We start from the raw sequence: 25,830 nt of genomic DNA, 5'->3' as shown, positions 1-25,830 counted from the left end.
TGAGGCCTGGCATGCGGATTACTCAAGCGACCCTGGAACACCTGGACCTGTTGACCCCGTTGTTCGTCAAATACCGCGAGTTCTACGGGGCCCTGCCATTCCCGGATTCATCCCGGGCCTTCCTGGAAAAGCGCCTGCGACGCAAGGAATCGGTGATTTACCTGGCCCTGGCCGACGATGATGACAAGCGGCTGCTGGGGTTTTGCCAGTTGTATCCGAGCTTTTCTTCGTTGTCGCTCAAACGCGTGTGGATCCTCAACGACATCTACGTGGCCGAGGACGCCCGCCGGCAGCTGGTGGCCGACAACCTGATGCGCACGGCGAAGAAGATGGCCAAGGAAACCCACGCCGTACGACTGCGGGTGTCCACCAGCAGCGACAACGAGGTGGCGCAGAAGACCTATGAATCGATTGGGTTTCGCGAAGACACCGAATTCAAAAACTACGTGCTGCCGATCAACGAAGACTGAAAACCAGTCAGCCAGACACCGCAATATCCTTGTGGGAGCTGGCTTGCCTGCGATGGCGGAGTGTCAGCGAGCATTTCTCATACTGACCCACCGCTATCGCAGGCAAGCCAGCTCCCACATTGGATCCGACGACTGGCTTGAAGCCCAACCCCTTCACAATTTCGCGACACTCCCCGCTACAAAAGCCACACGCTTTTCACCTCTCAATCCGTATAATGCCGACCTTTCAGGGTTGTAAGAACCGCGACAATTACTTGTAGCCTTATTGCCTGAGCTTCCGCACAAGCCCGCTGAGCCGGGCCATTCACACAGGTGCCATCCATGGATTTCAACCCGCTTGACCTTATCCTGCATCTCGACGTTTACCTCGATATGCTGGTAACCAACTACGGTCCGTGGATCTACGCCATTCTGTTCCTGGTGATTTTTTGCGAGACCGGCCTGGTGGTCATGCCCTTCCTGCCGGGTGATTCGTTGCTGTTTATCGCCGGCGCCGTAGCGGCCGGTGGCGGTATGGACCCGGTGCTGCTGGCCGGCCTGCTGATGCTGGCGGCGATCCTCGGCGACAGCACCAACTACGTCATAGGGCGCACGGCCGGTGAGCGCTTGTTCAGCAACCCGAACTCGAAGATCTTCCGCCGCGACTACCTGCAAAAGACCCACGATTTCTACGACAAGCACGGTGGCAAGACCGTCACCCTGGCGCGTTTTCTGCCGATCCTGCGCACTTTTGCGCCGTTCGTCGCCGGCGTGGCCAAGATGCCCTACCCGCGCTTTTTCGGGTTCAGTGTGCTCGGCACCATCCTTTGGGTCGGTGGCCTGGTGACCCTGGGCTACTTCTTCGGCAACGTGCCCTTCATCAAGAAAAACCTGTCGCTGCTGGTGGTGTTCATCATCCTGCTGTCCCTGGTGCCGATGATCATTGGCGTGGTGCGCAGCCGCTTTGGCCGCACGTCCTCCGAAGCCAACCCGCACTGATTGCCCGTGTGGTCCCTCAGCGCCTGGCGTCGCCGGCGCCTGCTGGCCAAGCACCCGATTGCCGATGACACCTGGCAACGGGTGCGCCACCACCTGACCTTCCTCGACGGCATCACGCCGGAGCAAGACCAGTGGCTGCGCGAAGCCTGCGTGGTGTTCCTCAGTGAAAAACACCTCACCGCCCTGCCCGGCGTCGACCTGCACCAGGAACAACGCCTGCTGCTCGCCGCCCAGGCGCAATTGCCGTTGATGAACCTGGGCGACCTTGACTGGTATCAGGGCTTCCACGAAATCGTGCTGTACCCCGACGACTTCCTCAGCCCCCAGCGCCATCGCGATGCCAGCGGCGTCGAACACGAGTGGGACGGTGAACACAGCGGCGAAGCCTGGCAACAGGGCCCGGTGATCCTCGCCTGGCCCGGCGTGCTCGCCAGCGGCCAATGGGAAGGCTACAACCTGGTCATCCATGAACTGGCGCACAAGCTCGACATGCTCAACGGCGACGCCAACGGCCTGCCACCGCTGCACCACGACATGCGCGTGCAGGACTGGGCCAGCGTCATGCAAGGCGCCTTCGATGACCTCAATCGCCAGTTGGACGCCAACCCGGACGCCGAGACCGAGATAGACCCCTACGCCGCGGAAAACCCGGCGGAGTTCTTTGCCGTCACCAGCGAGTATTTCTTCAGCGCCCCGGATTTACTGGTCAACAGTTATCCACAGGTGTACGCCCAACTCAGCCGCTTTTATCGCCAGGATCCCCTGGCCCGCCTGACTCAACTGCAAGCCAGCGACCCGCGCTACTCGCCACAGGGCGAATGACCGTACGACGCTTGGCGCATGGCATCGGCGTCAGAATATGCCTATAATCGCCGCCACTTTTAGGCCAATCCGGCCATGTCATATGGCCAACTAACGGGGGCAACGCCCAATGAGCTACAGCAAGATTCCGGCTGGCAAAGACCTGCCGAACGACATCTACGTCGCCATCGAAATTCCGGCCAACCACGCGCCGATCAAATACGAAATCGACAAAGACAGCGACTGCCTGTTCGTTGACCGTTTCATGGCCACCCCGATGTTCTACCCGGCCAACTACGGTTTCATCCCCAACACTCTGGCTGACGACGGTGACCCCCTCGACGTGCTGGTCGTGACCCCTTACCCGGTTACCCCAGGCTCGGTTATCCGCGCCCGTCCAGTCGGCATCCTGAACATGACCGACGACGGCGGCGGCGATGCCAAAGTCATCGCAGTGCCACACGACAAGCTGTCCCAGCTGTACGTGGACGTGAAGGAATACACCGACCTGCCGCCACTGCTGCTGGAACAGATCAAGCACTTCTTCGAGAACTACAAAGACCTCGAAAAAGGCAAATGGGTGAAGATCGACGGTTGGGGCAACGCAGACGCCGCCCGCGCCGAGATCATGAAGTCGGTGGCCGCCTACAAAGGCTGATACCCGCGCCTCATTGCTTCGGTAAATAAAAAAGCCCCGTTAGTTCGGGGCTTTTTTATGAGCAAGATTAAACATCAAGTTCAACGTTTATTTTATGAAGTTTATATAAGCTGCGCACCTGAAAGATCAAGCCACAACTAAGCCAAATCCTACATATGCGATTCAACGCATGGTTTATTTGATTAGTTTTTCCGGCCAGTAAACTCTGCGTTTATGAATACATCAGGTGATCGTTTAAAAGCGCTACTACGGGAAGTTAATCTTTCCGCCTCCGACTTCGCCAAGAACCGCGGCGTCACGCCTCAACACGTGAACAACTGGTTCAAACGCGGCGTTCCCATGGGCCGACTCAACGAGATCGCAGAGTTGCTGTGCGTCTCAAGTCGCTGGTTAAGCGACGGCCGAGGCCCCAAACACCCGCCCGCCAACTACCTGTTGGAAGGCCCCGACACCAGGAAACTACTGCCCACTCGCGAAGACACCGGCAAATACCTCACAGGCCCCGCCTGCCGCCCGGAAACAACCGACGTGGAGATCCCCCTCCACCCCACATTCACCTCAAGCGAACGCATCCGCGTCTCCCGGCACAACCTGCAAACCCTCAACGTCCACCCCGACCGCGCGATAGGCGCCTACATGGTCGACAACAGCATGATCGACATCATCCAACAAGGCGCCACCCTCGCCATCGACCGAGGCCGCACCCAAATCATCGACGGCGAAATCTACGCCGTCGAACACGACGGCATGCTGCGCATCAAATACCTCTACAACCGCCCCGGCGGCGGCCTGCGCCTGCGCAGCCACAACGCCAGCGAACACCCGGACGAATACCTCAACCACGAAGAACGCTTTGAACAAAGCTTCAAGATCGTCGGCTGGGTATTCTGGTGGTCCACCCTCAACAACCGCCGCCCACCGGTGCCGCTGGATGAACACCTGCTGGGCTGGGAAGGCTCTAAATCGGAACCGGAGGTGGGCAACTGAAGTGAATGTGGGTATCATGCGCCGCACATTTGGCAGGGGAATGGCTTAGCGATTTGCCCTGTCAGGCGAAGCGGAGGAGTTCCCGCGGATGCCCCTACTATTCAGCCAGACGCGATGTTGGCTGAGCGATTTGAAGGCTGCTGAGGTTTGTCAAAAACAAGCTGAGGCAGTCAGCGAGAAGCCGGCCACAAGCCGGCTTTTTAATGTCTGTAAGAATGCAGTTCAATTGTCCAACAGCCGCTGGACAATTGAACCGTCAACGAAGGCAGGCAGGTATCCTACCCCCTTTCAATAAGCGTCATTTAGGCTGCAAACACTCCACAGCCCGATCCGCCACCATCTTCGCCATCTCCACCAAATGCATCACCGCCCTCTGCGGCGCAGCCACTGACTCGCCGATCACCTGGGACGTAGCCAGCGCACAATGCAGCAGCTCAGCCACCTGCACCCAGGCATCCTCAAAGCTCAGATCTTCATTGACCGTGAATGGGTTGGTCGTGTGTGACGACAGCGAATCTGAACGAACGTTATCCATAGCAAAACTCCTAGCAGTAAGTGGATACCACCATCATTTCGCGACTAAACGAGCAGAGGTGGCGGCTGTACGCAGGTTAGTCGACCGGCCGCTAGGCACCGGCGCACCCGAAGGTGCCCTGCGCACAGCCACCATAAAGTGCAGGCGAGAAGACACCTGTCTTTGGGGTGGCGCGTGCGCCTAGCGAGGTCCGGGCGACTAAACCCGATCACTGAATCAGCAGTGACGGTCAGCAGCCTAGTCACCCAATTCCGCTGGCGCAAGCGGTTGGGATTCTCTAGGAAACGTCCTGCAAATGAAAGGGATCGGACCTGCTGGCTACTCAAAATCAGGCAATTCACTCCTGTTCTGCACAGCAATCCGGAGGCCTGAAATCGGGCGCCACCAATTGTCCACTTTAAGTTGACAGTAAGACTCCTTTCGCCCGATTTATCCCTCATCAACCACCCATTAATCTGTGCCCATGTTGAACGCAACGCCCAACCAACCTAAACAAAAAAGGATTCAACCATGAGCGCTCCCACCTACAACCGCTTGAACAAAGACGACGCCATCGTTCTGCTGGTCGACCACCAAACCGGCCTGATCTCCCTGGTGCAGGACTTCTCGCCCAACGAGTTCAAGAACAACGTGCTGGCCCTCGCTGACCTGGCCAAGTTCTTCAACCTGCCGACCATCCTCACTACCAGCTTCGAGCAAGGCCCCAACGGCCCGCTGGTGCCGGAGTTGAAGGAGATGTTCCCGGATGCGCCGTATATCGCTCGCCCTGGTCAGATCAACGCTTGGGACAACGAGGATTTCGTCAAGGCGATCAAGGCCACCGGGCGCAAACAGATCATCATTGCCGGCGTGGTAACGGATGTGTGCGTGGCGTTCCCGACCTTGTCGGCACTGGCGGAAGGGTTTGAGGTGTTTGTGGTGACCGATGCTTCCGGCACGTTCAATACCACGGTGCAGCAAGCGGCGTGGAGCCGGATGACGCAGGCCGGTGCGCAATTGATGAACTGGTTCTCGGTGGCGTGTGAGTTGCACCGCGACTGGCGCAACGATATTGAAGGCCTGGGTAATCTGTTGTCCCAGCGGATTCCCAACTATCGTAACTTGATGAACGGGTATGCGGCGCTGACGGCCCAGCAGAAATAAGCAAACCCAGCGTAATGATAAGCCTGCCCTGAAAAGCAGGCTTTTTCCGTTGCTTGACCGCGCCTAGCCCGCCAACTCCCGTTCGATCTGCTCAATACTCGGCAAACTGGTTTGCAATTCTGCGGGCAAAGATTCCACCAATTGATATTCCGCCACGCCGATAGGTCGGTTGTTATCGCGCAGTGCATATTCAGCCACCACCTCATTTTTACCTTTGCACAACAACAGACCAATCGTCGGGCCATCCTGTGGGTGCTTTAGCTCGGCATCCACAGCTGCGAGGTAGAAGCTCAGTTTGCCCAGGTGTTCGGGTTTGAACTTGCCAGCCTTGAGTTCGATCACCACGTAGCAACGCAGCTTCAAATGATAGAACAGCAGGTCGACGAAGAATTCGTCACCGCCCACATTCAGCAGCACTTGCCGGCCTACGAAGGCAAAGCCTGCGCCCAATTCCAATAAGAAGTCGGTGACATGCTTGATCAGGGCGTTTTCGATATCACGTTCTTGCGCGTTCAGGCCCAGGCTGAGGAAGTCAAAGCGGTAAGGGTCCTTGAGGGATTCGCGAGCCAGGTCGGATTGAGCCTTGGGCAGATGACTTTCGAAGTTGCTGACAGCCTTGCCACTGCGTTCCAGCAAGCGGTTTTCAATGTGCATCATCAGCGTGTTGCGCGACCAGCTGTGTTTAACGGCCTGGAGAATGTACCAACGACGTGTTTCGGGGCCCGGAAGCTTATCGAGCAACACTAGGTTGTGACCCCAGGGCAATTGTGCAGCAGCTTGTTGCACAAATTCAGAATCCGGCCACGCCTCGGCAAAAGCACGCATGTACTTCAGATTGCGCGGCGAAAAACCCTTGATGTCTGGAAAGGCCGCCCGCAGATCCTGCGCAAGGCGATCGATCACTTTGCTACCCCAGCCTTGATCGTTCTGACGGGTCAAAATATCGCGGCCGATCTGCCAGTAGAGCAGCACCAGTTCACGATTGACCGCGATTGACGCACGCTGCTGTGCGTTATGGATACGGCCCTTGAGGTCTGTCAGCCAATCACTGTAGCCCTCTGGAGGTGCCGTCAACCCGATGGAGGTCTCGCTCATGCCTTTTTACTCTTGTGTTTTCAGCAGGCTAGTTAGCCCGCTGTGCCGTCACAAGCGCTCATGAGTACTCTCGGACGCGTCCTGCGTACCTTGCAGAAAGGTCCTGCTGGCACTGGCTGTGGCCCTTGACTCTCCCCTATACGGCACCCCCTACCCTGAACGCCCATTTCAGGAGCCTTCAGCATGAGTCAGCGCATCCTGGTCATTCTCGGCCATCCGTCCACCGATAGTTTTTGTTCAGCCATGGCGCAGACCTATATCCACGCAGCGAAAACGGCAGGTCACAAAGTACGCGTCCTGCAGTTGGGCAACCTCAGATTCGACCCGATTCTTCACCACGGTTATACCCAGGCCCAAACACTGGAACCCGACTTGCTCAGCGCCCAAGCTGACATCCTTTGGGCCGAGCACCTCACATGGGTTTTCCCTGTTTGGTGGGGTGGTATCCCGGCATTGATGAAAGGCTTTATCGACCGAGTTTTCCTACCCGGCTTCGCCTTCAAATACCGCGCAGGCAAGGCATTCCCTGACAAGCTACTCAAGGGCCGAAGCGCGCACTTGTTAGTGACCCTGGACACGCCGGCGTGGTATTACCGTTGGGTCTACCGCATGCCGGCCATCCACCAGATGCGTCGCACCACGCTGGCGCTGTGCGGCATCACACCGAGCAAGACGCTGCTGTTTGGCCCCGTGCTGGGCTCTACGTTGACGCAGCGGGCCCGGTGGCTGAAACAGGCCGGCGCATTATTTGAGAAAGGGAATTTTCATGTACATCGGCAAAGCCGCGCAGTTCGCCGGCACGACCATCAAGGCGATTCGTCACTATGAGGCGATTGGATTGATGCCCGAGCCGCAACGCCTTGGTGGCTATCGGGTTTATACGGCGCAGAGCGTAGAGCGACTGACCTTTATCAAATGCGCCCAGCAGCTCGGGTTCAAACTCAAGGAGCTGCAGGAGATTTTGCTGGGGTACGACAGTGACGCCTTTCCCTGGGACAGGGCGGACCAAGCCATCGCCAACAAGAAGCACGCGCTGGCCGCGCAAATCGCCGTGTTGCAACGGATGCAGGCGGGCTTGATTGAGTTTGAAACCCAACTGAAGGACGCCCAAGGGCACTGCTCGTCAATCAGTAGTGTCGCCATTTGAAGTAGCCCTTACGCATGAGGTGCCGCTGACTTTTGCGAGCCCCGTGTAAGGGCAATCTGATTTTCCAAACCGTTCATCCAACCGCTTTTCGCTGCGGCAGACTCCGACGCCTTGCCTTCTGTCGAGACGTCATGGATGACCCACGCTGCCCACATTGCCGCTATCGAACATGAGCTGGATGGCTTCCATCAGAGCCTGGTGGAGTACCGCCAGCAGATGGGCGCCTGGTATTCCCGTGCACTGGATTCGGTCAGCCATGCAGCGGATATGCCGTCGTTGCTGGGCATGGACAGGGTGTTGCGGGTTGGGGATTCGCAGCGTTCGGTGAGCATTACCGATGCAGATTTCTCCACCGTGGCCCGTTGCCCGGTGGGTGGCGTGCTGGAGATCGAGAGCAAATTCGAATCAGCGTATGACGTACCAATTGGCGATATCCCGGTTGAGGTGATCGGCCTGGATGACGGCAGCTCCACGCGGGTGATGCTTGATAAGCACGGCAAGGGCTCGCACTACTGCGCTGCTGGCGGGCGCTATGAGGTGCGGGTTCAGGGCGGCGTTTCGGCGGAGCAAGTGGAGGCCTTGTTTGCCTCCTATGCAGGGCTGACGGCGGACTTGGAACAGTGGCTTCGGTCACAGTGGAAAGACTTCAAACCCCACTGGGAACGCTCTACTGTCAGCGCGATTGGCAGCGGCGTGCTGGCGGGCAGTTGGGCGGCGATCACGGATGTGTGGGACAGCATCAAGCTGGTGCAGGCGATGCTTGAAGATCCGCTGAATTACGTCGAGCAACTGGGTAGCGAGGCGGCCAAGTTGGCGCAGATCGCCACCGATGCGCCCAAGGTCATGGAACAGGCGATGTTGCTCGCCACTGATGAAGCGGCGCTGTACCTGTTACTGCGCATCGCCATGATCTGGCTGGACGCGTTACCGCCCAATGAAGTTGCGCAAGCGGCCGCAGGTTTTATGGTGTCGTTGCTGATTGACCTGGTGATTGGCGCGGTGTTGACCATCGCGTTGCCGGCGGCGGGCGTGGCGTATTTGAGCGTTCGCCTGGTCAAGCATGGCGCACAAATTCTTAAGGCTGCCGTGGGCTTCGTGAAGGGGGTGCTGGCGATTCTCACCAAGTTCATGCAGGCGGTCGACCGTTATAAAGCGGTGGCGGTTCGCGGTGTGGTCGGCTGGGTGAAACAAGGCACAATGCAGATGCGCTGGCGGGCGCGGCAGAACGCGGTGCTGACGCAGAAAGAGCGTGTGGACGATGTGCGTGCCGTGGCTTCGAACCCGAAAGGGGATGCGGCGGCGCCAGCGGATAAAACGGTCACTCACGGCTGCCCGGTGTCGATGGTCACCGGCGAGGAATTGCTCACCCTTACCGACGGCGCGCTGGACGGGGTTTTGCCGTTTGAGTGGACGCGGCTTTATCGCACCAGTGCGGTGGAACTTGATTGTGGGTTGGGGTTTGGCTGGACTCATGGGCTGGCCCACCGGCTTGCGGTGTCGGGCGATTCGGTGGTGTGGACCGACCATGAGAACCGCTCGACTACCCTGCCCTTGCCCACAGTTGCTCGACCGGCGATTACCAATAGCCTGGCCGAAGCGGCGATCTATTTAGGCTCGGCTCCTGATGAACTGGTGCTGGCCCAGGCGTCGCGGTTTTATCACTTTCGCGACGGTGTCTTGGTTTCCATCAGCGATGCGTATGACAACCGCCTGCGCATTTTCCGTGATCGTTCCGGACGGATTGAGCGGCTGGATAACGGCGCTGGCCGTTCATTGCTGCTGCGCTATGAGCGGGATCGCATCGTCGCGGTGGACTACCAGGTTCATCGCGCCAAAGGGCGTGAGCCCTACGTTTGGGAAACCGAGCAGAACATCGTTTCCTACGCCTATGACGAAGCTGGACGACTGGTGTGTGCGACCAATGCCGTCGGTGAAAGCGAGCGTTATCGGTACGACGATCAGCACGTCATTGTCGAGCGGCAGTTAGCCGGTGGGGCGAGTTTCTTTTGGGAGTGGGAGCGTTCTGGCAAGGCGGCGCGTTGCGTGCGGCATTGGGCGAGTTTTTCGCAGATGGACACGCGCTATACCTGGGGCAATGACGGCCACGTCACCGTGCATAACGTCGATGGCAGCCAGGAGGTGTATGTCCACGACGACCGGGCGCGCTTGGTGCAGCGCATCGATCCGGACGGCGCGCAGCATTTCAAATCCTACGATGCCAAAGGCCGGCTGACCGTCGAGCAAGACCCGATGGGCGCGGTGACGGCCTATCAGTACGACGAAGCTGGACGCTTGGTGGCGTTGTTTCCCGGGGATGATGAGCCTACTTCCTACGAACATGACAACGGTTTTGTTCGGGTTATAAGGCGTGGGGAGGCGGTCTGGAAATACGAGCGTAATGAGCAAGGCGATGTCATCCGCAAAACTGATCCGGATGGTCATTCGACTGACTACAGCTACAACAAACACGGGCAACTGACCGGGGTTTGGTACCCGGACCACAGTTGCCATCGGCTGGTGTGGAATGAGCGTGGGCAGTTGCTGGAGGAGCAATTGCCCAATGGCGGCATCCAGCGTTATCGCTATGACGACCTGGGGTGGCAAGTTGCCCGCGAGGATGAGCACGGCGCGCAGACCATTTATGAATGGGACAGCGTCGGTAGGCTAATTCGCATCGTGTTGCCAGGCGGCGCCACTCGGGAATTCAGCTACAACCCCTACGGCAAAATCATCGCCGAACGCGATGAACTCGGCCACGTCACCCGCTACGAATACGCCGACGGCCTGCACCTGATCAGCCGCCGCATCAACGCCGACGGCACCCAGGTCAAATACCGCTACGACAACGCCCGGCTGCTGCTGACAGAAATCGAAAACGAAGTCGGCGAAACCTACCAACTCGACTACCACCCCAACGGCCTGATCCAACAGGAAACCGGCTTCGACGGCCAACGCACCGCCTACGCCTACGACCTCAACGGCAACCTGCTGGAGAAGACCGAATACGGCGACGATAACAGTCAGCTAATCACCCGCTACGAGCGCGACCACGCCGGACGCCTCGTACGAAAAACCCTGCCCGATGACAGCGTTATTGCTTATGCCTACGACCGCCAGGGCAATCTCCTGAGCGTCGATGACGGCCACTGGGCGCTGGCCTACGAGTACGATCGCCAAAACCGCCTCACCGCCGAACACCAGGGCTGGGGGACCCTGCGCTACGGCTACGACGCCTGCGGCCAGCTTCAACACCTGCGCCTGCCGGACAACAACCGCCTCACCTTCAACCACGACAAGGGCGGCCACCTCGCTACCGTCGAACTCAACGGCGAAGTGCTCACCTCACACCTATTCAAGAGCGGCCGCGAGCACCAGCGCCAACAAGGCCAACTGCTCAGCCACTATCACTACGACGACCAAAACCGCCTGCACGCCCACGCCGTTACACAGCAGCAAAACTATCTCTACCAACGCCAGTACGACTACGACAAAAGCGGCACCCTCACCCGCCTGCTCGACACCCGCAAAGGCGAACACCTTTACCGCTACGACCCACTGAATCGTCTGACCCGCGCCGATCATTCCCAGGACGTGCAGGAACGCTTCGCCCACGACCCGGCGGGCAACCTGCTGATGCAAGACCGCCCCGGCCCGGACATCGTTGCCGGCAACCGCCTGATGATCCAGGGCGACCGCCATTACGACTACGACGCCTTCGGCAACCTCCTCCGCGAACGGCGTGGCAAGGGTCATCAACTCGTCACCGAATACCGCTACGACTGCCAGCATCGGCTCATCAGCGTCACCCAACCCAACGGCCAGACCGCCAGCTATCGCTACGATCCATTTGGGCGGCGCATCAGCAAAACCGTGGACGACAAAACCATCGAGTTTTTCTGGCAAGGCGACAAGCTGATAGCCGAACACCATGCAGAGTGCCATCGCAGCTACCTCTACGAACCCGACAGCTTCCGCCCACTGGCAATGTTGGAAGGTTTCGGCCCAGAAGAAACCCAGCCCTACCACTACCAGCTGGACCACCTCGGCACGCCGCAAGAACTGACCGACACCGAAGGCGAAATCGTCTGGTCCGCCCACTACCGCGCCTACGGCCAGATCGCCCGGCTCGACGCAGGCAAAATCGACAATCCGTTGCGTTTTCAAGGGCAGTATTTCGATCAAGAAAGCGGCCTGCACTACAACCGCCATCGCTACTACAATCCGGATATTGGACGTTACCTGACGCCGGATCCGGTGAAGTTGGCGGGTGGGATCAACGGGTACCGTTATGTGCCCAATCCGACGGGATGGGTCGACCCGCTAGGCTTGAATACATGCCCAGGTGCTGACGGGTGTAAACCCAGCACCAGTGCTCCAAATCCTGCGGAGAGTGTTAACCACGGAGAGCCTGCCTTACCGCAACTGACCCGCGCGCAGCGGCAGGCGAGAATTGACGAGCTAGCCGAGGCAAACGCCTACAGACGTTTGAAAGAAATCGAACAAGCATTCCCAAGAGCACATTTTTTGGAGAAGCACGGCGCGCAGACAACCCCCGACTCCCAACTCGAAAGAGTAAGATCAGGTAAAAACCCAACAACAGAAGAAATCGAAAGATACATTGGTGGAAGAAAAGATGGCGAACCCAAAATACCTACTGCAGCCACTAGATATTTCAGCCACCGGGACCAACTCAACGCCATTTATCGCGCACAACTTATATTTAAATATACAAATCTACAAACATCTCGCAGACCAATGCACATGGGAAAAATAATTGGAGAAGGATACAAAAAAAATAATTTTGAATACGGAAGACAAAGCAAAGCTATTGTAATACTTGACAATGATGGCAATCCGATTACTGCGTACACGGAATTCTAAACATGAAGCTCAGACCAGAACTATCAACACTCAGAAGCCTACTATTCACCTACAGCATTGAAAACTACGACGACCCTGAAAGAGAGCGCTTCATCGCTTCAAAAAATATTAACAACGAAACAGAACTCGCCGAGCTTTTTGAAAGATTGACTAAACCAGAATTTCTATCATATAAGCCTGAAATCCAACAGTGGCATATCGACACACTTCACTACTATTTAAATACAGATGAAAACTTTGATTCTGTTTTTTATCTTTTCGACACCTATTTTGATGACGAAATAATTGATCACCGGCAATTCATGGCTGTGCTGTTACGCTGCTTACAGCACTACAAGATAGAGTCCGATGCGAGCTAACGTCCCTAAACAAATAAACACCTCCAACAAAAGGAAAAATCCTATGCAGTTAAGCACACAGTTTAAAAGTCATCGAGCGCAATTCGCTGTACTAAATGAGGTAACCACAAGAGCAGAACGCAATCTACCGCCTTTTACCGGGGAAGATTACTACGGCAACCCAATTGTCCGAATCGAAATGCAGGGTTGCGGAAGAGGATATATACCAAACCCTACTGATCGGAATAATCCAATACTTGATGAAAATATGGATGCAGCGATCGCGAAATTCGATCGCGAAACCAAAGAACTTTATACCGTATTTCCTGTGAGTAATGACCAATGCTGAAACACCCATTTCTAGATATCCCTTACGCACCGAAACTTCGCCATTTACTCAGCCCGTTCGATATTTATGATCGCGAAGAGACTGTAGGTGAAGAGCTTGCATGTTACGACATCAACCTTGACACAGACAGAGAGCGGCTGATCAAAAAATACATAATTGAGAAATCTTCAGATCTAAGCTATCGACATCGCAAGGTCTTATGCGACAAATTGGGGGCTGCACTTAGCGACGAAACCTATAACTTTTCGCACTTATTGAGACAGGCTCCCGGCTATTACTGCACCCTGCCGTGGGGATGGAGTGACATGGACAATCCAAAAGGTTTTTTCGAAGAAATTTATAGATTAGCTAATGAGTGGTGGAAAGAAGACCTCCAAAAAGCCAGCCTCGAAGACCCTGCCACATGGTAACCCGCGGTATTGGACACACTGAGTATCCAATGTGGGAGAAGGCCTGCCCGAATGCCAGGCTTTTGTAGGAGCGAGCTTGCTCGCGAGAAACGCATAGACGCCACGTTTATTCAGGAAACAGGCGTTCTCGTTGACGTTTTTCGCGAGCAAGCTCGCTCCTACAAAGGGTGATGGCGGCCCTCCCACATTTGAACCGCCTCAGTGCTGCAATCCGTGGTGCTGATCAGCGCTTGGACAACTCCATAATCATCCGACTCAACAAATAAACCCGTGGCACCACGCTCTCCACCTCGGCATATTCCTCCGCCGTGTGGATATTGCCCCCCACAATCCCAAACCCATCCAACGTCGGCGTCCCTACCCCGGCCGACAAGCTGGCATCTGCGGCGCCGCCGCTGCCTTCGATGGTCAACTTGCGTCCCAGTTCGCCATAAATCCCTTGGGCCATCGCCACCAACTTATCTGACTCGGCGGTTTGCGGCATTGGTGGCAAACCGCGTTGCAGGCTGGTTTTCACTTCAGTTTCGGGGATCAATTTGTTGGCTGAAACCCGCGCCAAGTCCTTCTCGATTCGATCGAACTCTTCCGGCAATGCCGCACGTACGTCGGCCTTGGCAGTGGCCTGGTCGGGGATCACGTTGGTACGGTCACCGGATTTGAGCACGGTGAAGTTGATGGTGGTTTTCTTGTCTTCATCACCGAGCTTGCCCAGTTGCAGGATCTGGTGCGCGGCTTCCATGGCGGCGTTGCGTCCCAGTTCCGGGGCGACGCCGGCGTGGGCGGCCTTGCCTTTGACTTCGACCACGGCGGTGGCGCTGCCTTTGCGCCATACCACCAGGCCGTCCGCTGGGCGGCCTGGTTCCAGGTTGAGGGTCACATCGTGGCCCTTGGCAGTTTTACGGATCAGTTCGGAGGCAGCCTCGGAGCCGGTTTCTTCACTGGCGTCGAGCAGGAAAGTGATTTGTGCGTAGTCCTTGAAGCCCTGATTCTTGAGGACTTTCAACGCGTAGATACCGGCGACGATGCCGCCCTTGTCATCCATCACGCCGGGGCCATAGGCACGGCCGTCCTTGATATGAAACGGGCGCTCGGCGGCCGAGCCTTCCTTGAAGACGGTGTCCATGTGCGCCATCAGCAGGATCCTGGCCTTGCCGGTGCCCTTGAGGGTGGCAACCACATGGCTGTTGTTGGCCGCCTGGTCCGGTACCAGTTCGATGCTGAACCCCAATTGCTTCAACTCATCCACGGCGATGTCGCGCACTTGGGTCAGGCCCGGCTCGTAACCGGACCCCGAGTCGATATTCACCAGGCGCTCCAACAACTTCAGGGCCTGGGCCTTGTACTGCTCGGCATCCGCCTGGATCTGCTTGTGGGGTTCGGCGCTGTGGGCCGGCATGACGAAGGACAACGCCAGGGTGGCGGCCAGTAGGGTACGCGGGAAAGTGAAGAGCATGGAGCGATCCTTTTTTGTTGGAATAGGCTCCCCACACCCTATCTCACTAGACCGACCGCAACCAACCCTCCTGCACAGCGTTCACCCGGTTGCGCCCGCTGCTCTTGGCTTCGTACAACGCCTGGTCGGCATCGTTGAGCCAACCGATGGAGTCGGCGTGAGTCGGCTGGTACGGCGCCAAACCGATACTCAAACTGACACGCAGTGCCGGGTCCTGGGCATAGGCCAAGGCGTTGAAGCGATCGCGCAACGCCTCCATCACTTCGGTGGCGCGGTTGAGGGGCATGTCCGGCAGGATCACGCAGAACTCATCGCCGCCATAACGCCCGGCAAGATCTGTGGCGCGCAGGTTCTGGCGCAGCACTTTGCTCAATTGGCGCAGGACAATATCGCCGGTCACATGGCCGTAGGTGTCGTTGATGGTCTTGAAATGGTCGATATCGATCAGCGCGATGGCGGCGCCCGCCTGGTTTCGGCGGCAGCGTTGAAACTCGATGTCCAGGTGGTCTTTCCAGGCGCCGTGGTTAAGCAGACCGGACAGGCTGTCGGTGCGGCTCAGGGCCAGCAGCTCACGTTTGTGCCGAGCCAGGGTCACGGCCTGGCGATAGCAAATCCAGCCCAGCGCCAGGGGATACAGCGTCAGAATCGGCAAGCAGGCGTACAACTGCGCCTGGGTGGTTACGGCGATAAACCCAGGCGCGACGATCAGCAGCGCCGTGCCAAGCCCCAGTGCCTGCGCCGCCCACCCCGCAAACATAAAGCGCGTCCCACCGATGGCCACGTTGTTCATGGTCATCATCGACAGCGTGGTGACGCTGGGCAGTGGGTTGAAGTGCATCGCGCCAACCCAAAACCCGCCGCAAAAAGAATCGAACAACAGGTTACGACGCTCACTGCGCAGGGTATGGGCTCCACGCAAAGACAATTGAAAAGCCACATGCGGCCACACAAACGCGTTGATCAGCATCCAGGCCCACACCCAAAGCGCAGGACTGAGCGGATACATGGCAAACACCACGCAGATGAAGCCGAGAATCAGCCCCAGAAGACGGGATTTGTACAGGCGCGAAGCAAGCGGAAGTCCCTTTCCTCCGACGGCTGGCATAGTGGGGTGCGATCCTGGGTGAGTGCCTGGAGTCTAACAGGGCAACGTCAAATCGCCACTACTGCTTACACGCTAATGCTTCAGTGTGAAAAGCCACGCGCCAGCATCAATGCAACGCCCAACAGCAACACTGCGGTGACCCGCTGCAGCAACACCCGCCGCTTGGGGTTTTCCAGCACATGCTTGATGCGCTGGCCGAAATAGCAATACAGGCACCCGCTGGCAAATTGCAGCAACAGGAAGGTCGCCCCGAGGATGGCGATGTCGGCCGCCGAACTGTGTTCCCCTGCGCCTGCAAACTGCGGGAACACTGCGCTGAACATGATGATGGTCTTGGGGTTGGAAAACCCGGTCAACAGCCCCTTGCCAAACAGGCTGCGCGAGCCCTCCACGGCACCCGAGTTGTTGATCGACACGCCGCTGCTGGTCCACTGCTTGTAGGCCAGGTAAAGAATATAGGCCACACCGACAAACTGGATGGTCTGGGTAATGGCAAGGTTGCCCTTGATCAGTTCGGAAAAGCCGACGGCAAAAATCAGGATGGAAATCAGGTACGACACACTGGCGCCGATCTGCGCCGGGATCGAACTGCGCAGGCCGTCCTTCAGGCCCAGGCTGAGCAACAACAGGGTCATGGGGCCGGGGCTGAAGGTCATGGTGGCGCAAAACAGCAAAAAGTAGAGAAACGACGACAGGGTTAACGCACTTGTCATGGCCAGGGACCTTGAATTAAGAGAACAACAGCAACGGGGCGAGCGCCTCAAGCGCACGCCCCAGGCCGGTCAGGCAACGGCGATTTCGGTCGTCAGGGACTCGCGGTACATCACCGCCAGGTCAGCCAGCGCGGCCTTGGCGGTCTGGTTACGGGTTTCGAACGCCACCAGGCCCTTCCAGTTGGTCTCGACGATGGCCTGCACCACATCGGCGTAATCGCAGTTACCGTCATGGATGCCAAAGTGCTGGTCTTGCACACCGTTGTTGTTGCTGAAGGAAATACCCTTGATCAGGTGGTGATACTTGCGCACCACTTCTGCCGGCAAACCGTTCTCGATATTGGCGTGGCCGGCATCGAGGAAGAAGTACACGTTGCTGTGGGCTTGCAGGCGCTCGAACACGTAGGCGTATTCGGCTTCATGGGTAAAGATGTAATGAAACGGCCGATAGTTGACGTAGTTGGACAGGTTTTCCAGATAGATATCCGTGCCCTTGGCTTCGGCGTACAGCGCCAGTTCCTGCACGGACTTGAGGTAATGCTCCAGGGCCACCTTCTTGGCCATCAGCACCATTTTCGGCTCGACGATGCAACCACCGTGGATGATCAACGGCGCGCCCAGGCGGCTGGCGATATCGATTTCTTTCTTTACATACTCCACGGCAGCGCTGCGGAAGGCTTCCACATCACTGCCCAGCGGCGCCTTGAAGTTGCCATGGAAGATCGGCTTGGCGCCGGTGAGCGCGATTTGCGCTTGCAGGGCTTCGATACGTGCATCGGTCCAGTCGTCGACCATTTCGCCAAACAGGCTGCCGTCGATATACCAGTGGGTGCACTCACCTTCGATGGCGGTTTGCAGGCCCTTCTCGGCGCCGAGGTATTTCTGATGAGCCACGCCGGTACAGAACGGTACGGTGGCGTTGATCAGTTTGCTGTCCATGGAGCGATTCCTTTCGTTGATGGCGTGTCAGGCTTCTAGCAGTTCAGAGAGTTCGATGGCCATGAAATCGGCCTTGGTCATCCCGCAATCCGGGCATGTCCAGTGTTCAGGCACCTCTTCCCAAGGGGTGCCGGCGGGAATTCCGTCTTCCGGAATGCCCAATTCTTCTACGTACATGAAACCGCAGGGTGCGCACATATAAGTCTTCATGGAAATGCAAAATCCATTGCTTGCGTGTAGGAAACTTCGCCAGTTCCGGGCGAGATGGCGCGCAGTCTAGGGGAGCGGCATTGCACAAGGCAGGTAAAGTGATGCCTAATCCGGCCTAACTTCACCGGTAAAAGCACCGGCAAACACAAGGACGCGTCATGTTTGTATCCGCCATCGCTTTTGTGGAAGGCACTCCCAAGGTTCAGCAGATCGTCGAGGCGTTCAGCCAGGCCATCGAGAACGGCGAATGGGCGCCTGGCAGCAAGTTGCCGTCTGTACGGGAATTGACCCAGGTGCTGGGCGTGAGCAAGTTCACCCTTAATGAGGCACTGGACCGCCTGCGCGGGCGTCATCTGCTCACCTCCAGCCAGGGCCGTGGCTACTTCGTGGCAATGGACAGCGCCCGTCCGGCAACAGCGACCTGGGTCGACCTGTTGCCCCAGGACCTGCTCAGCGTATTGCGCCGCCCCCTGGTCACCGCCAGTGGTGAACTGCGCCCCGGCGGCGGGCACTTGCCCGAGGAATGGCTCAATGGCGAAGCGATCCGCCAGGCCATGCGCAGCGTGGTGCGTGCGCCGTCGCTGCGCATCGCAGGCTTGGGCACGCCGGCCGGATTATTGCCGTTGCGCCAGGCGTTGCAACAGAAACTGCACGGTGAAGGCTTGTCGGTGCCCGTGGAACAAATCATCACCACGCCCAATACCGTGCAGGGCCTGGACATGCTGATGCGTCTGCTCGCCCGACCTGGCGACACGGTGTTGCTCGACGCGCCGTGCTATTTCAACTTTCACGCCAACCTGGCGCTGCATGGCGTCAAGGTCGTTACCATTGAGCGCCGCCCCGACGGGTTCGATTTCGCCGCCCTCGAACAGTTGTTGGCCGAACACCGCCCCAGCCTTTACCTGACCACCAGCGTTTTGCATAACCCCACCGGGCATTCCTTCAGCCCCGGCCAGGCGTTTCGCCTGCTGCAACTGACCCAGCAATACCACTGCCATATCGTCGAGGATGATCTGTATGGCGACCTGCACCCCAACCCTCCCCCGCGCCTGGCTGCCGTCGCCGGGCTCGACCAGGTCACCTACTTGTCAGGGTTCTCCAAGATCCTCAGCGCCAACACCCGGGTCAGCTACGTCGTGGCCGCGCCGCAACTGGCCGCCAACCTCACCAATATGAAATTGATGAGCGGCGGCGTGACCTCCGAACTGTTCGAACAGATCGTGTACCGTATGCTCACCGAAGGCAGCTATGCCAAGCATCGCAAGCGCATGGTGCAGCGCCTGATGGAGGCCGGAGGGCGCGTTGAACAATGGCTCAAGCGCTGCGGCTGCGAACTGCCGATGGCCTTTGAAGGCGGGATGTTTATCTGGGCACGCCTGCCGAAGGGGGTAAACGGCGAACTTCTGGCCCAGGAGGCGTTAAAACGCAGCATGGTGCTGGCGCCCGGTGCACTGTTCGGCTACGACCCGGCCCATCGCGATTCGATGCGATTCAACGTGGCCCACAGTGATGATCCACGAGTGCAGCGGGTGTTTGAGGCGCTGTTGTTGCATGGAGTGGCGCAGAGCAACCCCCATGCCCGGCGCTAATCTCTGTAGAAGCGGGGTTGCCCGCGAAGGTCATCAACGATGACGCGGGCTCACAGCCTAAGCGCGGCGCTCTCAGGTTTTTCGCGAGCAAGCTCGCTCCTACGGAGAAGCGCATTGAGGTCCTTCAGCCCGGCAACGGAATCACCCGCAACGGCCGCACCGACTTGTACGAAAAGCTCGAATAGATTTCCTTGACGCAGGGCAAGGTCTGCAAGACTTCGCGGGCAAACTCGCCGAACGATTCCAGGTCCCTGGCCACCACTTCCAGCAAAAAGTCATAGCGCCCCGACACGTTATGGCATGCCACGATTTCAGGAATCTCCAACAGCCGCTGCTCGAATGCCCGGGCGATTTCCTGGGTGTGGCTGTCCATCATGATGCTGACAAACGCGGTCACCCCGTAGCCCAGCGCCTTGGGCGAGAGGATCGCCTGGTAGCCGCTGATCACTCCGCTTTCCTCCAGGGTGCGTACCCGGCGCCAGCACGGTGAAGTCGTCAGCGCCACCCGCTCGGCCAGTTCGGCCACCGTCAGGCGGGCGTTGGCCTGCAATGCGTTTAAAAGGGCTTTGTCGGTGCGGTCCAGCTTGATGGGCATAACGTGCCTCTAATCATTATTTTTATCGGTGTTTGATCCACAAACGCGGGTTTTTACAGGCGTTTTTGCAAGGTTCGTCCGTGATTATGAGCATAGCATTGTAGGAAATAAGGAGTGCCCGACATGAACAATAAACACAGCACTTGCGGCTTTTCTACTCGCGCCATTCACCACGGCTATGACCCCAAGGACCACCACGGCGCCCTCGTACCGCCGATCTACCTGTCGGCCACCTTCGCCTTTCCCACAGTTGAATACGGCGCCGCGTGCTTTGCCGGCGAAGCCAGCGGCCACTTCTACACGCGCATTTCCAACCCCACCCTGGCGTTGCTGGAATCACGCATGGCAACCCTGGAAAACGGTGAAGCGGCGGTGGCCTTCAGCTCCGGCATGGGCGCGATTGCCGCGACGTTCTGGACGCTGCTGCGCCCGGGCGACGAGGTGATCGTCAGCCAGACCCTGTATGGCTGCACCTTCGCCCTGCTGCACCACGGCATCGGCGAATTCGGCATCAAGGTGCGGCATGTGGACCTGACCGACCTGGCCGCCCTGCAAGCGGCCCTGTCCCCGGCGACCCGCATGATCTACTGCGAAACCCCGGCCAACCCCAACCTGCGCCTGATCGACATCGCCGCCGTGGCAAGGCTTGCCCATCAACAGCCGAATGTCACCGTAGTCGTCGACAACACTTACTGCACGCCCTACCTGCAACGGCCTCTGGAACTGGGCGCCGATGTGGTGGTGCACTCGGCCACCAAATACCTCAGCGGCCATGGCGACATCACCGCAGGTATTGCAGTGAGCAACCAGGCAATGGCGCAGCGCATTCGCCTGCAAGGGCTCAAGGACCTGACCGGTGCCGTGATGTCGCCCCAGGATGCGTCGTTGCTGATGCGCGGCCTCAAGACCCTGGCCCTGCGCATGGACCGCCATTGCAGCAATGCCCAGGCACTGGCCGAAGCCTTGCAGGTGCACCCGGCCGTGGAGAGTGTGATCTACCCAGGGCTGCGTTCCTTCCCGCAGTACGAACTGGCGACGCGGCAAATGAAGCTGCCCGGCGGCATGATTGCCTTTGAACTCAAAGGCGGGATCGAGACCGGCCGACGCTTTATGAACGCACTGCAACTATTCACCCGTGCGGTCAGCCTGGGGGATGCCGAATCACTGGCGCAACATCCGGCGAGCATGACCCACTCCACCTACACCCCCGAGCAACTTGCGCAGCACGGTATCAGCGAGGGCCTGGTGCGTTTGTCGGTGGGGCTTGAAGACGTCGCCGACCTGCTGGCGGATGTGGATCAAGCCCTGGCCAAGTGCGCCCGTGCATCGGTGCGTAAAGCCGCGATGGCGCCCTCTGCGGTGAGGTAGCGGGCGCCTGTGGCGTTGTTTTTGCTCTGGCGGTGGTCGGACGGATCCGACTACCGTTATGCGTTTTTAATCTGACTTTTGTCGATTGGATCCCCCTCCCTTCGCCAGCCTGTACTAGCATGGTGGCGGCGGGAAGGATTATCAGTGCAGGTTGTGCATACCGGTTACCTTGTTGACTCCCGCCGCTGTAACGCCGAATACCTGCACGCGAAACTCATGGACGAATTGATGAACTCACACCTGTTCCCACATATAGGCAAGGTCATCGCCAGCACCGGCAGCCGCCATTTTCCACGTATGCTGCATGACCTCATCCTCACCCAACTGGCGGTGGATGCTACCCATATCACCCAGCTGCAGGTCAACAGCGAAGGCCACAGCCGCCGCAAGATCAGCCCGGTCTACACCGACTCGGTGGCAGCTCTGGGGGCCGAACAACCCGCCGCACAATTGCACCTCACACGGCGCAAGGACGATGTGCGCTACGTATTGTCAGTGTACCGTTCGCACCCATCGCAGAGTTTTTCCGCCCAAGAGCGCAGCATGTTGCAGGACTTCTCCACGCTGCTGCTGCCCATGGTGGAAAAACACATCACCGCGATCCAGCCTGGCCGTCAGGACAGCCCGCCGGCAGTGCCGCAGCACCAGGGCATCGAAACCCTGCGCCGACGCATCCAGGAGCGCCTGGTGCAATCGGGGCTGACTTTATCCAACCGTGAACTGCAAGTGTGCGTGGGCCTGCTGGCCGGGCGCACCGCACCGGAGCTGGCCGAGCAACTGGCGTTGAAGGTCAACACTATCGAAAGCTACCTCAAGCGCGCGGCGATCAAGCTGGGCATCAGCGGGCGGCATTCGTTGTTGCGGTGGATGTATTCGACCGAGTCTGACACTGCCCTGTAAGCCAAGCAAAAATTCCACAGATCAGTCCCGGGCCAGCGCCTCGATCGGGTCCAGGCGCGCCGCGTTCCTCGCTGGTACAAACCCGAACACAATGCCAATCAACGTCGAGCAGGCAAACGCGGTAATGATCGAGCCCACCGAAAACACCATTTCCCACTCTTTCACAAACAGCGAAAACAGATAGCCGATGGCGTAGGACAACGAAATCCCGATGATCCCGCCGATCAAACACACCATCACCGCCTCCACCAGAAACTGCTGACGAATATCCGACTGGCGCGCCCCCACCGCCATGCGGATACCAATCTCGCGGGTGCGCTCGGTGACCGACACCAGCATGATGTTCATCACGCCAATGCCTCCCACCAGCAATGAAATCACCGCAATCAACGACAACAGCAGCGCCAGGGAACGGCTGGTTTTCTGCACCGTTTGCATGATGCTGTCGAGGTTGTTGGTGAAGAAGTCCTTGGTGCCGTGACGCTGCAGCATCAGCTTGTTGACGTTGTCTTCCACCACCTTGCTCGGCTGGCCGTCCTTGATGCGCACGGTGATGCTGTCCAGATGACGCTGGCCCAACAGGCGCCCCGCCGCTGTCTCATACGGCACCCATACGTTCAGCGCCTTGCTGGCGGCGAACATGTTCTTGTTGTCCGCCGTCACGCCGATCACCGTGCACGGCAGGTTACCCACCAATATCACCTGGCCCAGGGGGTCGATGTTCGGCCCGAACAGGCGCTGGCGGGTATTGTGGTCGATCACCACCACCTGGGCCTGGCGGCGTGCATCGCTTTCACTGAAGGCAATGCCGGCTTCAAGCTTGAGGCTTTTGACCTTGAAGTAGCGGTCACTGACGCCGTTGACCTGGGCATCCACATCGATATTGCCAAAGCGCAGCAACAGGTTGCGGCCCACCACCGGCGTGGCGCTGTCGACGTAATAGAGCTGGTTCAGCGCGTCCACATCCGAGGGCATCAGCGTCTGGATCGCCGAGGCACGACTGTCGCCGAAACTGGTGCCGGAAAAAATATCGATGGTGTTGCTGCCGATCGCTTGAATGTCCTTGAGCACATACCGCTTGGCGCCTTCACCGATGGCCGAGATCGACACCACCGAGGTGATACCGATGACGATGCCGAGCATGGTCAGCAAGGTGCGCATGCGGTGCGAAATCAGCGCCACCCAGGCCATGTTGAAGGCTTCCTTGAACAGCCCCAGGCTCGCTACCAGGCGCCGTGCACCGCTGCGCCTGGGCTCGATCGGTGCTTCGCCGGGCAGCAGCGGGCCGACGCTGTCATTGACCTTGTCGCTGACGATCTCGCCGTCACACACCTCGACAATGCGCTGGGCATTCGCCGCGACCTTGGGGTCGTGGGTAACGATGATGACCGTGTGCCCAACCGCGTGCAGTTCGGCGAGGATGCGCATCACCTCCTTGCCGCTGTGGGTGTCGAGGGCGCCGGTGGGCTCGTCGGCGAGGATCACTTCGCCGCCGTTCATCAAGGCCCGCGCAATACTCACGCGCTGCTGCTGCCCGCCGGACAGCTGGCTGGGCCGGTGGGTGACATGACTCGCCAGGCCCAACCGCTGGAGTAACTCCCGCGCACGGCTGTGACGCTGGCTTTCAGGAGTACCGGCATAAATCGCCGGCATTTCCACGTTGTGCAAGGCGCTCAGGTGAGCAAGCAGATGGTAGCGCTGGAAGATAAAGCCGAAGTAATCACGGCGCAGCTCCGCCAGTTGCTCATCGCCCAGGGAGCGGGTTTCGATGCCATTGATTTTGTAGCTGCCGGCGGTGGCGTAATCCAGGCCACCGAGAATGTTCATCAGGGTCGATTTACCCGACCCGGACGCGCCGATGATCGCCAGCATTTCCCCGGCATGAATCGTCAGGTCGATGCCCTTGAGCGCGATGAATTCACGCTCGCCGGCCATGAAACTGCGGGTGATGCCCTTGAGTTCCAACAGAGGCTGGGTCATGGCTTAGCTCCCTGCCACAGCAGGAATGGCGTCACCGATCACCACCGTGTCGCCCTCGGCCAGACCATCAAGGATCTGTACCTTGACGTTGTTATTGATGCCGGTCTTGACGTTGCGCGCTACCGCTTTGCCCTTGGCATCCAGCACCCGAACCGGGTAACTGCCATCGGCATTGCGCGCCCCCAGCGCCGCCACCGGCACCATCAACGTAGCCTCAGCGGTATCAAGCACGATTCGCACCTGGGCGGTCATGGCGATGCGCAGGCGGTGGTCGGGGTTGGGCACGTCGAACAGCGCGTTATAAAACACCGCGGTGTTCTGCTTGGGCGTGCCGGCGGTCTGGGTTTCGAGGAAGTTCTGCGGGGCGGGTTCAGTGCCGCGTAGCTTGGCGTAATAGCGTTTGTCCGCCTCGCCGAGGATGGTGAAGTACACCTGCTGGCCGGGGCTGATATGAATCACATCCGCCTCCGAGACCTGGGCCTTGACGGTCATGGTGTCCAGGTCCGCCAGTTTGAGCAGTACCGGTGCGAGCTGGCTGGCGATCACGGTCTGGCCTTCCTGGGTGACGATGCCTACTACATCGCCGTCGATGGGCGCGTTGATGCGGGTGTAGGCCAGGTTGACCTTGGCGGTGTCGATCTGGATGTGCGCGCTTTTGATTTGCGCGTCCAGGGACAGCAGGTTGGCCTGCTGCACCTGGAAGCTCGACTCGGCGTCTTCGAAATCCTGGCGGGACACCGATTCGTCGGCCTGCAGGCCCTTGTAGCGTTCATACACTGACTTGGCCTGCTTGAGCTGCGCGGCGGTGGCGCGGCGTTGGGCCTGGAGGTTTTCTTCGTCGACCTGGGCTTTGCGCAGGGTGTTCTGCAGGATCAGCGGGTCGATTTCGGCCAGCCATTGGCCCTTTTTGACCTTGTCGCCGACTTTGACTTTCAGCGATTTGAGCTGGCCGGAGACTTGGGCGCCGACGTCGACTTGTTTAACGCCTTCGAGCAGGCCGGTGGCCAATACGGCGTTTTCGATATCGCCGCGTTCGGTGGTGGCGATGAGGTATTGGGGGGCGTCGGCGGGGGCCTTTACGGTGTAGATGATCAGGCCGACTGCGACGGCCAATACTGCCAGGAGGCCGATTTTGCGGAATTTAGACGTTTGCATAGGTGGCTTCTTGATTGAGTACAGATCCGTT

Annotated in this window: 25 protein-coding genes and 1 pseudogene; 16 read left to right on the top strand and 10 right to left on the bottom strand. The window is 58.5% G+C overall.

Annotated features, from left to right (window positions below; all coding sequences use genetic code 11):
* Positions 1-11 precede the first annotated feature (11 nt).
* The 5 genes from TX23_RS16950 to TX23_RS16930 all read left to right on the top strand — a co-directional run bounded on the left by TX23_RS16950 (position 12) and on the right by TX23_RS16930 (position 3,894).
* Positions 12-470 carry a GNAT family N-acetyltransferase gene (locus tag TX23_RS16950; protein ID WP_057703190.1) on the top strand — a complete coding sequence of 153 codons (459 nt, stop codon included), beginning with the start codon at positions 12-14 and terminating at the stop codon, positions 468-470.
* 321 nt (positions 471-791) lie between these two features.
* Positions 792-1,448: a DedA family protein gene (locus tag TX23_RS16945; RefSeq protein WP_003194521.1), complete on the top strand. Its 657-nt coding sequence runs from the start codon at positions 792-794 to the stop codon at positions 1,446-1,448.
* Positions 1,449-1,454: 6 nt separating this feature from the next.
* Positions 1,455-2,270, top strand: coding sequence for a M90 family metallopeptidase (locus tag TX23_RS16940; RefSeq protein WP_057703189.1), 816 nt, complete (start codon positions 1,455-1,457; stop codon positions 2,268-2,270).
* A gap of 109 nt (positions 2,271-2,379) precedes the next feature.
* A complete protein-coding gene (ppa, locus tag TX23_RS16935) occupies positions 2,380-2,907 on the top strand; it encodes an inorganic diphosphatase (protein WP_003176323.1) in 528 nt (175 codons plus the stop codon).
* 213 nt (positions 2,908-3,120) lie between these two features.
* The gene (locus TX23_RS16930) at positions 3,121-3,894 is read left to right on the top strand and encodes a LexA family transcriptional regulator (protein ID WP_057703188.1); all 774 of its coding nucleotides are present in this window, start codon (positions 3,121-3,123) and stop codon (positions 3,892-3,894) included.
* Positions 3,895-4,192: 298 nt separating this feature from the next.
* Here TX23_RS16930 and TX23_RS16925 read toward each other — a convergent pair whose 3' ends face one another.
* The gene (locus TX23_RS16925; protein WP_057703187.1) at positions 4,193-4,429 is read right to left on the bottom strand and encodes a hypothetical protein; all 237 of its coding nucleotides are present in this window, start codon (positions 4,427-4,429) and stop codon (positions 4,193-4,195) included.
* A gap of 510 nt (positions 4,430-4,939) precedes the next feature.
* On the opposite strand from TX23_RS16925, the gene ycaC reads away from it, so the two are divergent.
* On the top strand, positions 4,940-5,572 hold the full coding sequence (gene ycaC / locus TX23_RS16920) for an isochorismate family cysteine hydrolase YcaC (RefSeq protein WP_057703186.1): 633 nt from the start codon (positions 4,940-4,942) through the stop codon (positions 5,570-5,572).
* Between the two features lie 63 nt (positions 5,573-5,635).
* Here the strand turns inward: ycaC and TX23_RS16915 are convergent, their stop codons facing one another.
* Positions 5,636-6,667 (bottom strand): PDDEXK nuclease domain-containing protein, encoded by a 1,032-nt coding sequence (locus TX23_RS16915; protein ID WP_057703185.1) that lies wholly within the window; start codon positions 6,665-6,667, stop codon positions 5,636-5,638.
* Between the two features lie 183 nt (positions 6,668-6,850).
* On the opposite strand from TX23_RS16915, the gene TX23_RS16910 reads away from it, so the two are divergent.
* The 6 genes from TX23_RS16910 (at position 6,851) to TX23_RS16885 (ending at position 13,792) form a co-directional block, all read left to right on the top strand.
* Positions 6,851-7,495: an NAD(P)H-dependent oxidoreductase gene (locus TX23_RS16910; RefSeq protein ID WP_057703184.1), complete on the top strand. Its 645-nt coding sequence runs from the start codon at positions 6,851-6,853 to the stop codon at positions 7,493-7,495.
* Complete coding sequence (locus TX23_RS16905; RefSeq protein ID WP_057703183.1) at positions 7,434-7,814, top strand: MerR family transcriptional regulator; 381 nt, start codon at positions 7,434-7,436, stop codon at positions 7,812-7,814. Before TX23_RS16910 ends, TX23_RS16905 begins: the two co-directional genes overlap by 62 nt.
* A 135-nt stretch (positions 7,815-7,949) precedes the next feature.
* Positions 7,950-12,695: an RHS repeat-associated core domain-containing protein gene (locus TX23_RS16900; RefSeq protein ID WP_057703182.1), complete on the top strand. Its 4,746-nt coding sequence runs from the start codon at positions 7,950-7,952 to the stop codon at positions 12,693-12,695.
* 2 nt (positions 12,696-12,697) lie between these two features.
* Entirely contained in the window at positions 12,698-13,054 is a 357-nt protein-coding gene (locus tag TX23_RS16895) for a hypothetical protein (protein ID WP_057703181.1), read from the top strand.
* Positions 13,055-13,097: 43 nt separating this feature from the next.
* Positions 13,098-13,382 carry a hypothetical protein gene (locus TX23_RS16890; protein WP_057703180.1) on the top strand — a complete coding sequence of 95 codons (285 nt, stop codon included), beginning with the start codon at positions 13,098-13,100 and terminating at the stop codon, positions 13,380-13,382.
* A complete protein-coding gene (locus TX23_RS16885; protein ID WP_057703179.1) occupies positions 13,376-13,792 on the top strand; it encodes a hypothetical protein in 417 nt (138 codons plus the stop codon). Before TX23_RS16890 ends, TX23_RS16885 begins: the two co-directional genes overlap by 7 nt.
* Before the next feature lie 223 nt (positions 13,793-14,015).
* On the opposite strand, the gene TX23_RS16880 is transcribed toward TX23_RS16885, so the two are convergent.
* The 5 genes from TX23_RS16880 to TX23_RS16860 form a co-directional block, all read right to left on the bottom strand.
* Positions 14,016-15,245 carry a M20/M25/M40 family metallo-hydrolase gene (locus tag TX23_RS16880; RefSeq protein ID WP_057703178.1) on the bottom strand — a complete coding sequence of 410 codons (1,230 nt, stop codon included), beginning with the start codon at positions 15,243-15,245 and terminating at the stop codon, positions 14,016-14,018.
* Positions 15,246-15,291: 46 nt separating this feature from the next.
* Positions 15,292-16,350, bottom strand: a complete 1,059-nt coding sequence (locus tag TX23_RS16875; protein ID WP_057703177.1) for a diguanylate cyclase — start codon at positions 16,348-16,350, stop codon at positions 15,292-15,294.
* 80 nt (positions 16,351-16,430) lie between these two features.
* The gene (locus tag TX23_RS16870; protein ID WP_057703176.1) at positions 16,431-17,063 is read right to left on the bottom strand and encodes a LysE family translocator; all 633 of its coding nucleotides are present in this window, start codon (positions 17,061-17,063) and stop codon (positions 16,431-16,433) included.
* 69 nt (positions 17,064-17,132) lie between these two features.
* Positions 17,133-18,002, bottom strand: coding sequence for a sugar phosphate isomerase/epimerase family protein (locus TX23_RS16865; protein WP_057703175.1), 870 nt, complete (start codon positions 18,000-18,002; stop codon positions 17,133-17,135).
* 27 nt (positions 18,003-18,029) lie between these two features.
* Positions 18,030-18,212: a rubredoxin gene (locus tag TX23_RS16860; protein WP_057703174.1), complete on the bottom strand. Its 183-nt coding sequence runs from the start codon at positions 18,210-18,212 to the stop codon at positions 18,030-18,032.
* A 158-nt stretch (positions 18,213-18,370) separates the two neighbouring features.
* Here TX23_RS16860 and TX23_RS16855 point away from each other — a divergent pair, with 158 nt between their 5' ends.
* Positions 18,371-19,801, top strand: coding sequence for an aminotransferase-like domain-containing protein (locus TX23_RS16855; protein ID WP_057703173.1), 1,431 nt, complete (start codon positions 18,371-18,373; stop codon positions 19,799-19,801).
* A gap of 17 nt (positions 19,802-19,818) precedes the next feature.
* Positions 19,819-19,905 (top strand): annotated as a pseudogene (locus TX23_RS28710) (outer membrane lipoprotein carrier protein LolA); the annotation flags it as partial.
* A gap of 20 nt (positions 19,906-19,925) precedes the next feature.
* On the opposite strand, the gene TX23_RS16850 reads toward TX23_RS28710, so the two are convergent.
* Complete coding sequence (locus TX23_RS16850) at positions 19,926-20,396, bottom strand: Lrp/AsnC family transcriptional regulator (protein ID WP_057703172.1); 471 nt, start codon at positions 20,394-20,396, stop codon at positions 19,926-19,928.
* A gap of 123 nt (positions 20,397-20,519) precedes the next feature.
* On the opposite strand from TX23_RS16850, the gene TX23_RS16845 reads away from it, so the two are divergent.
* Positions 20,520-21,764 (top strand): methionine gamma-lyase, encoded by a 1,245-nt coding sequence (locus tag TX23_RS16845; protein ID WP_057703171.1) that lies wholly within the window; start codon positions 20,520-20,522, stop codon positions 21,762-21,764.
* A gap of 228 nt (positions 21,765-21,992) precedes the next feature.
* A complete protein-coding gene (locus tag TX23_RS16840) occupies positions 21,993-22,664 on the top strand; it encodes a helix-turn-helix transcriptional regulator (protein WP_186558953.1) in 672 nt (223 codons plus the stop codon).
* Between the two features lie 21 nt (positions 22,665-22,685).
* On the opposite strand, the gene TX23_RS16835 is transcribed toward TX23_RS16840, so the two are convergent.
* Together TX23_RS16835 and macA are read right to left on the bottom strand one after the other, a co-directional pair.
* The gene (locus TX23_RS16835; protein WP_057703170.1) at positions 22,686-24,644 is read right to left on the bottom strand and encodes a MacB family efflux pump subunit; all 1,959 of its coding nucleotides are present in this window, start codon (positions 24,642-24,644) and stop codon (positions 22,686-22,688) included.
* A 3-nt stretch (positions 24,645-24,647) separates the two neighbouring features.
* Positions 24,648-25,799, bottom strand: a complete 1,152-nt coding sequence (gene macA, locus TX23_RS16830; RefSeq protein ID WP_057703169.1) for a macrolide transporter subunit MacA — start codon at positions 25,797-25,799, stop codon at positions 24,648-24,650.
* Positions 25,800-25,830: the final 31 nt, after the last annotated feature.

This window comes from Pseudomonas paralactis (genome assembly GCF_001439735.1).
In the GTDB taxonomy this organism is placed as follows: Bacteria; Pseudomonadota; Gammaproteobacteria; order Pseudomonadales; family Pseudomonadaceae; genus Aquipseudomonas; species Aquipseudomonas paralactis.
Note: the sequence above shows the minus strand (reverse complement) of the source record. Positions and strands in the feature narration are given on the sequence as shown.

What these genes read in the sequence shown, in the direction of transcription:
- TX23_RS16950 (WP_057703190.1), top strand. Translation starts at nt 12, where the DNA reads ATGCGGATTACTCAAGCGACCCTGGAACACCTGGACCTGTTGACCCCG.
- TX23_RS16945 (WP_003194521.1), top strand. Translation starts at nt 792, where the DNA reads ATGGATTTCAACCCGCTTGACCTTATCCTGCATCTCGACGTTTACCTC.
- ppa (WP_003176323.1), top strand. Translation starts at nt 2,380, where the DNA reads ATGAGCTACAGCAAGATTCCGGCTGGCAAAGACCTGCCGAACGACATC.
- TX23_RS16930 (WP_057703188.1), top strand. Translation starts at nt 3,121, where the DNA reads ATGAATACATCAGGTGATCGTTTAAAAGCGCTACTACGGGAAGTTAAT.
- TX23_RS16925 (WP_057703187.1), bottom strand. Translation starts at nt 4,429, where the DNA reads ATGGATAACGTTCGTTCAGATTCGCTGTCGTCACACACGACCAACCCA.
- ycaC (WP_057703186.1), top strand. Translation starts at nt 4,940, where the DNA reads ATGAGCGCTCCCACCTACAACCGCTTGAACAAAGACGACGCCATCGTT.
- TX23_RS16915 (WP_057703185.1), bottom strand. Translation starts at nt 6,667, where the DNA reads ATGAGCGAGACCTCCATCGGGTTGACGGCACCTCCAGAGGGCTACAGT.
- TX23_RS16910 (WP_057703184.1), top strand. Translation starts at nt 6,851, where the DNA reads ATGAGTCAGCGCATCCTGGTCATTCTCGGCCATCCGTCCACCGATAGT.
- TX23_RS16905 (WP_057703183.1), top strand. Translation starts at nt 7,434, where the DNA reads ATGTACATCGGCAAAGCCGCGCAGTTCGCCGGCACGACCATCAAGGCG.
- TX23_RS16900 (WP_057703182.1), top strand. Translation starts at nt 7,950, where the DNA reads ATGACCCACGCTGCCCACATTGCCGCTATCGAACATGAGCTGGATGGC.
- TX23_RS16895 (WP_057703181.1), top strand. Translation starts at nt 12,698, where the DNA reads ATGAAGCTCAGACCAGAACTATCAACACTCAGAAGCCTACTATTCACC.
- TX23_RS16890 (WP_057703180.1), top strand. Translation starts at nt 13,098, where the DNA reads ATGCAGTTAAGCACACAGTTTAAAAGTCATCGAGCGCAATTCGCTGTA.
- TX23_RS16885 (WP_057703179.1), top strand. Translation starts at nt 13,376, where the DNA reads ATGCTGAAACACCCATTTCTAGATATCCCTTACGCACCGAAACTTCGC.
- TX23_RS16880 (WP_057703178.1), bottom strand. Translation starts at nt 15,245, where the DNA reads ATGCTCTTCACTTTCCCGCGTACCCTACTGGCCGCCACCCTGGCGTTG.
- TX23_RS16875 (WP_057703177.1), bottom strand. Translation starts at nt 16,350, where the DNA reads ATGCCAGCCGTCGGAGGAAAGGGACTTCCGCTTGCTTCGCGCCTGTAC.
- TX23_RS16870 (WP_057703176.1), bottom strand. Translation starts at nt 17,063, where the DNA reads ATGACAAGTGCGTTAACCCTGTCGTCGTTTCTCTACTTTTTGCTGTTT.
- TX23_RS16865 (WP_057703175.1), bottom strand. Translation starts at nt 18,002, where the DNA reads ATGGACAGCAAACTGATCAACGCCACCGTACCGTTCTGTACCGGCGTG.
- TX23_RS16860 (WP_057703174.1), bottom strand. Translation starts at nt 18,212, where the DNA reads ATGAAGACTTATATGTGCGCACCCTGCGGTTTCATGTACGTAGAAGAA.
- TX23_RS16855 (WP_057703173.1), top strand. Translation starts at nt 18,371, where the DNA reads ATGTTTGTATCCGCCATCGCTTTTGTGGAAGGCACTCCCAAGGTTCAG.
- TX23_RS16850 (WP_057703172.1), bottom strand. Translation starts at nt 20,396, where the DNA reads ATGCCCATCAAGCTGGACCGCACCGACAAAGCCCTTTTAAACGCATTG.
- TX23_RS16845 (WP_057703171.1), top strand. Translation starts at nt 20,520, where the DNA reads ATGAACAATAAACACAGCACTTGCGGCTTTTCTACTCGCGCCATTCAC.
- TX23_RS16840 (WP_186558953.1), top strand. Translation starts at nt 21,993, where the DNA reads ATGAACTCACACCTGTTCCCACATATAGGCAAGGTCATCGCCAGCACC.
- TX23_RS16835 (WP_057703170.1), bottom strand. Translation starts at nt 24,644, where the DNA reads ATGACCCAGCCTCTGTTGGAACTCAAGGGCATCACCCGCAGTTTCATG.
- macA (WP_057703169.1), bottom strand. Translation starts at nt 25,799, where the DNA reads ATGCAAACGTCTAAATTCCGCAAAATCGGCCTCCTGGCAGTATTGGCC.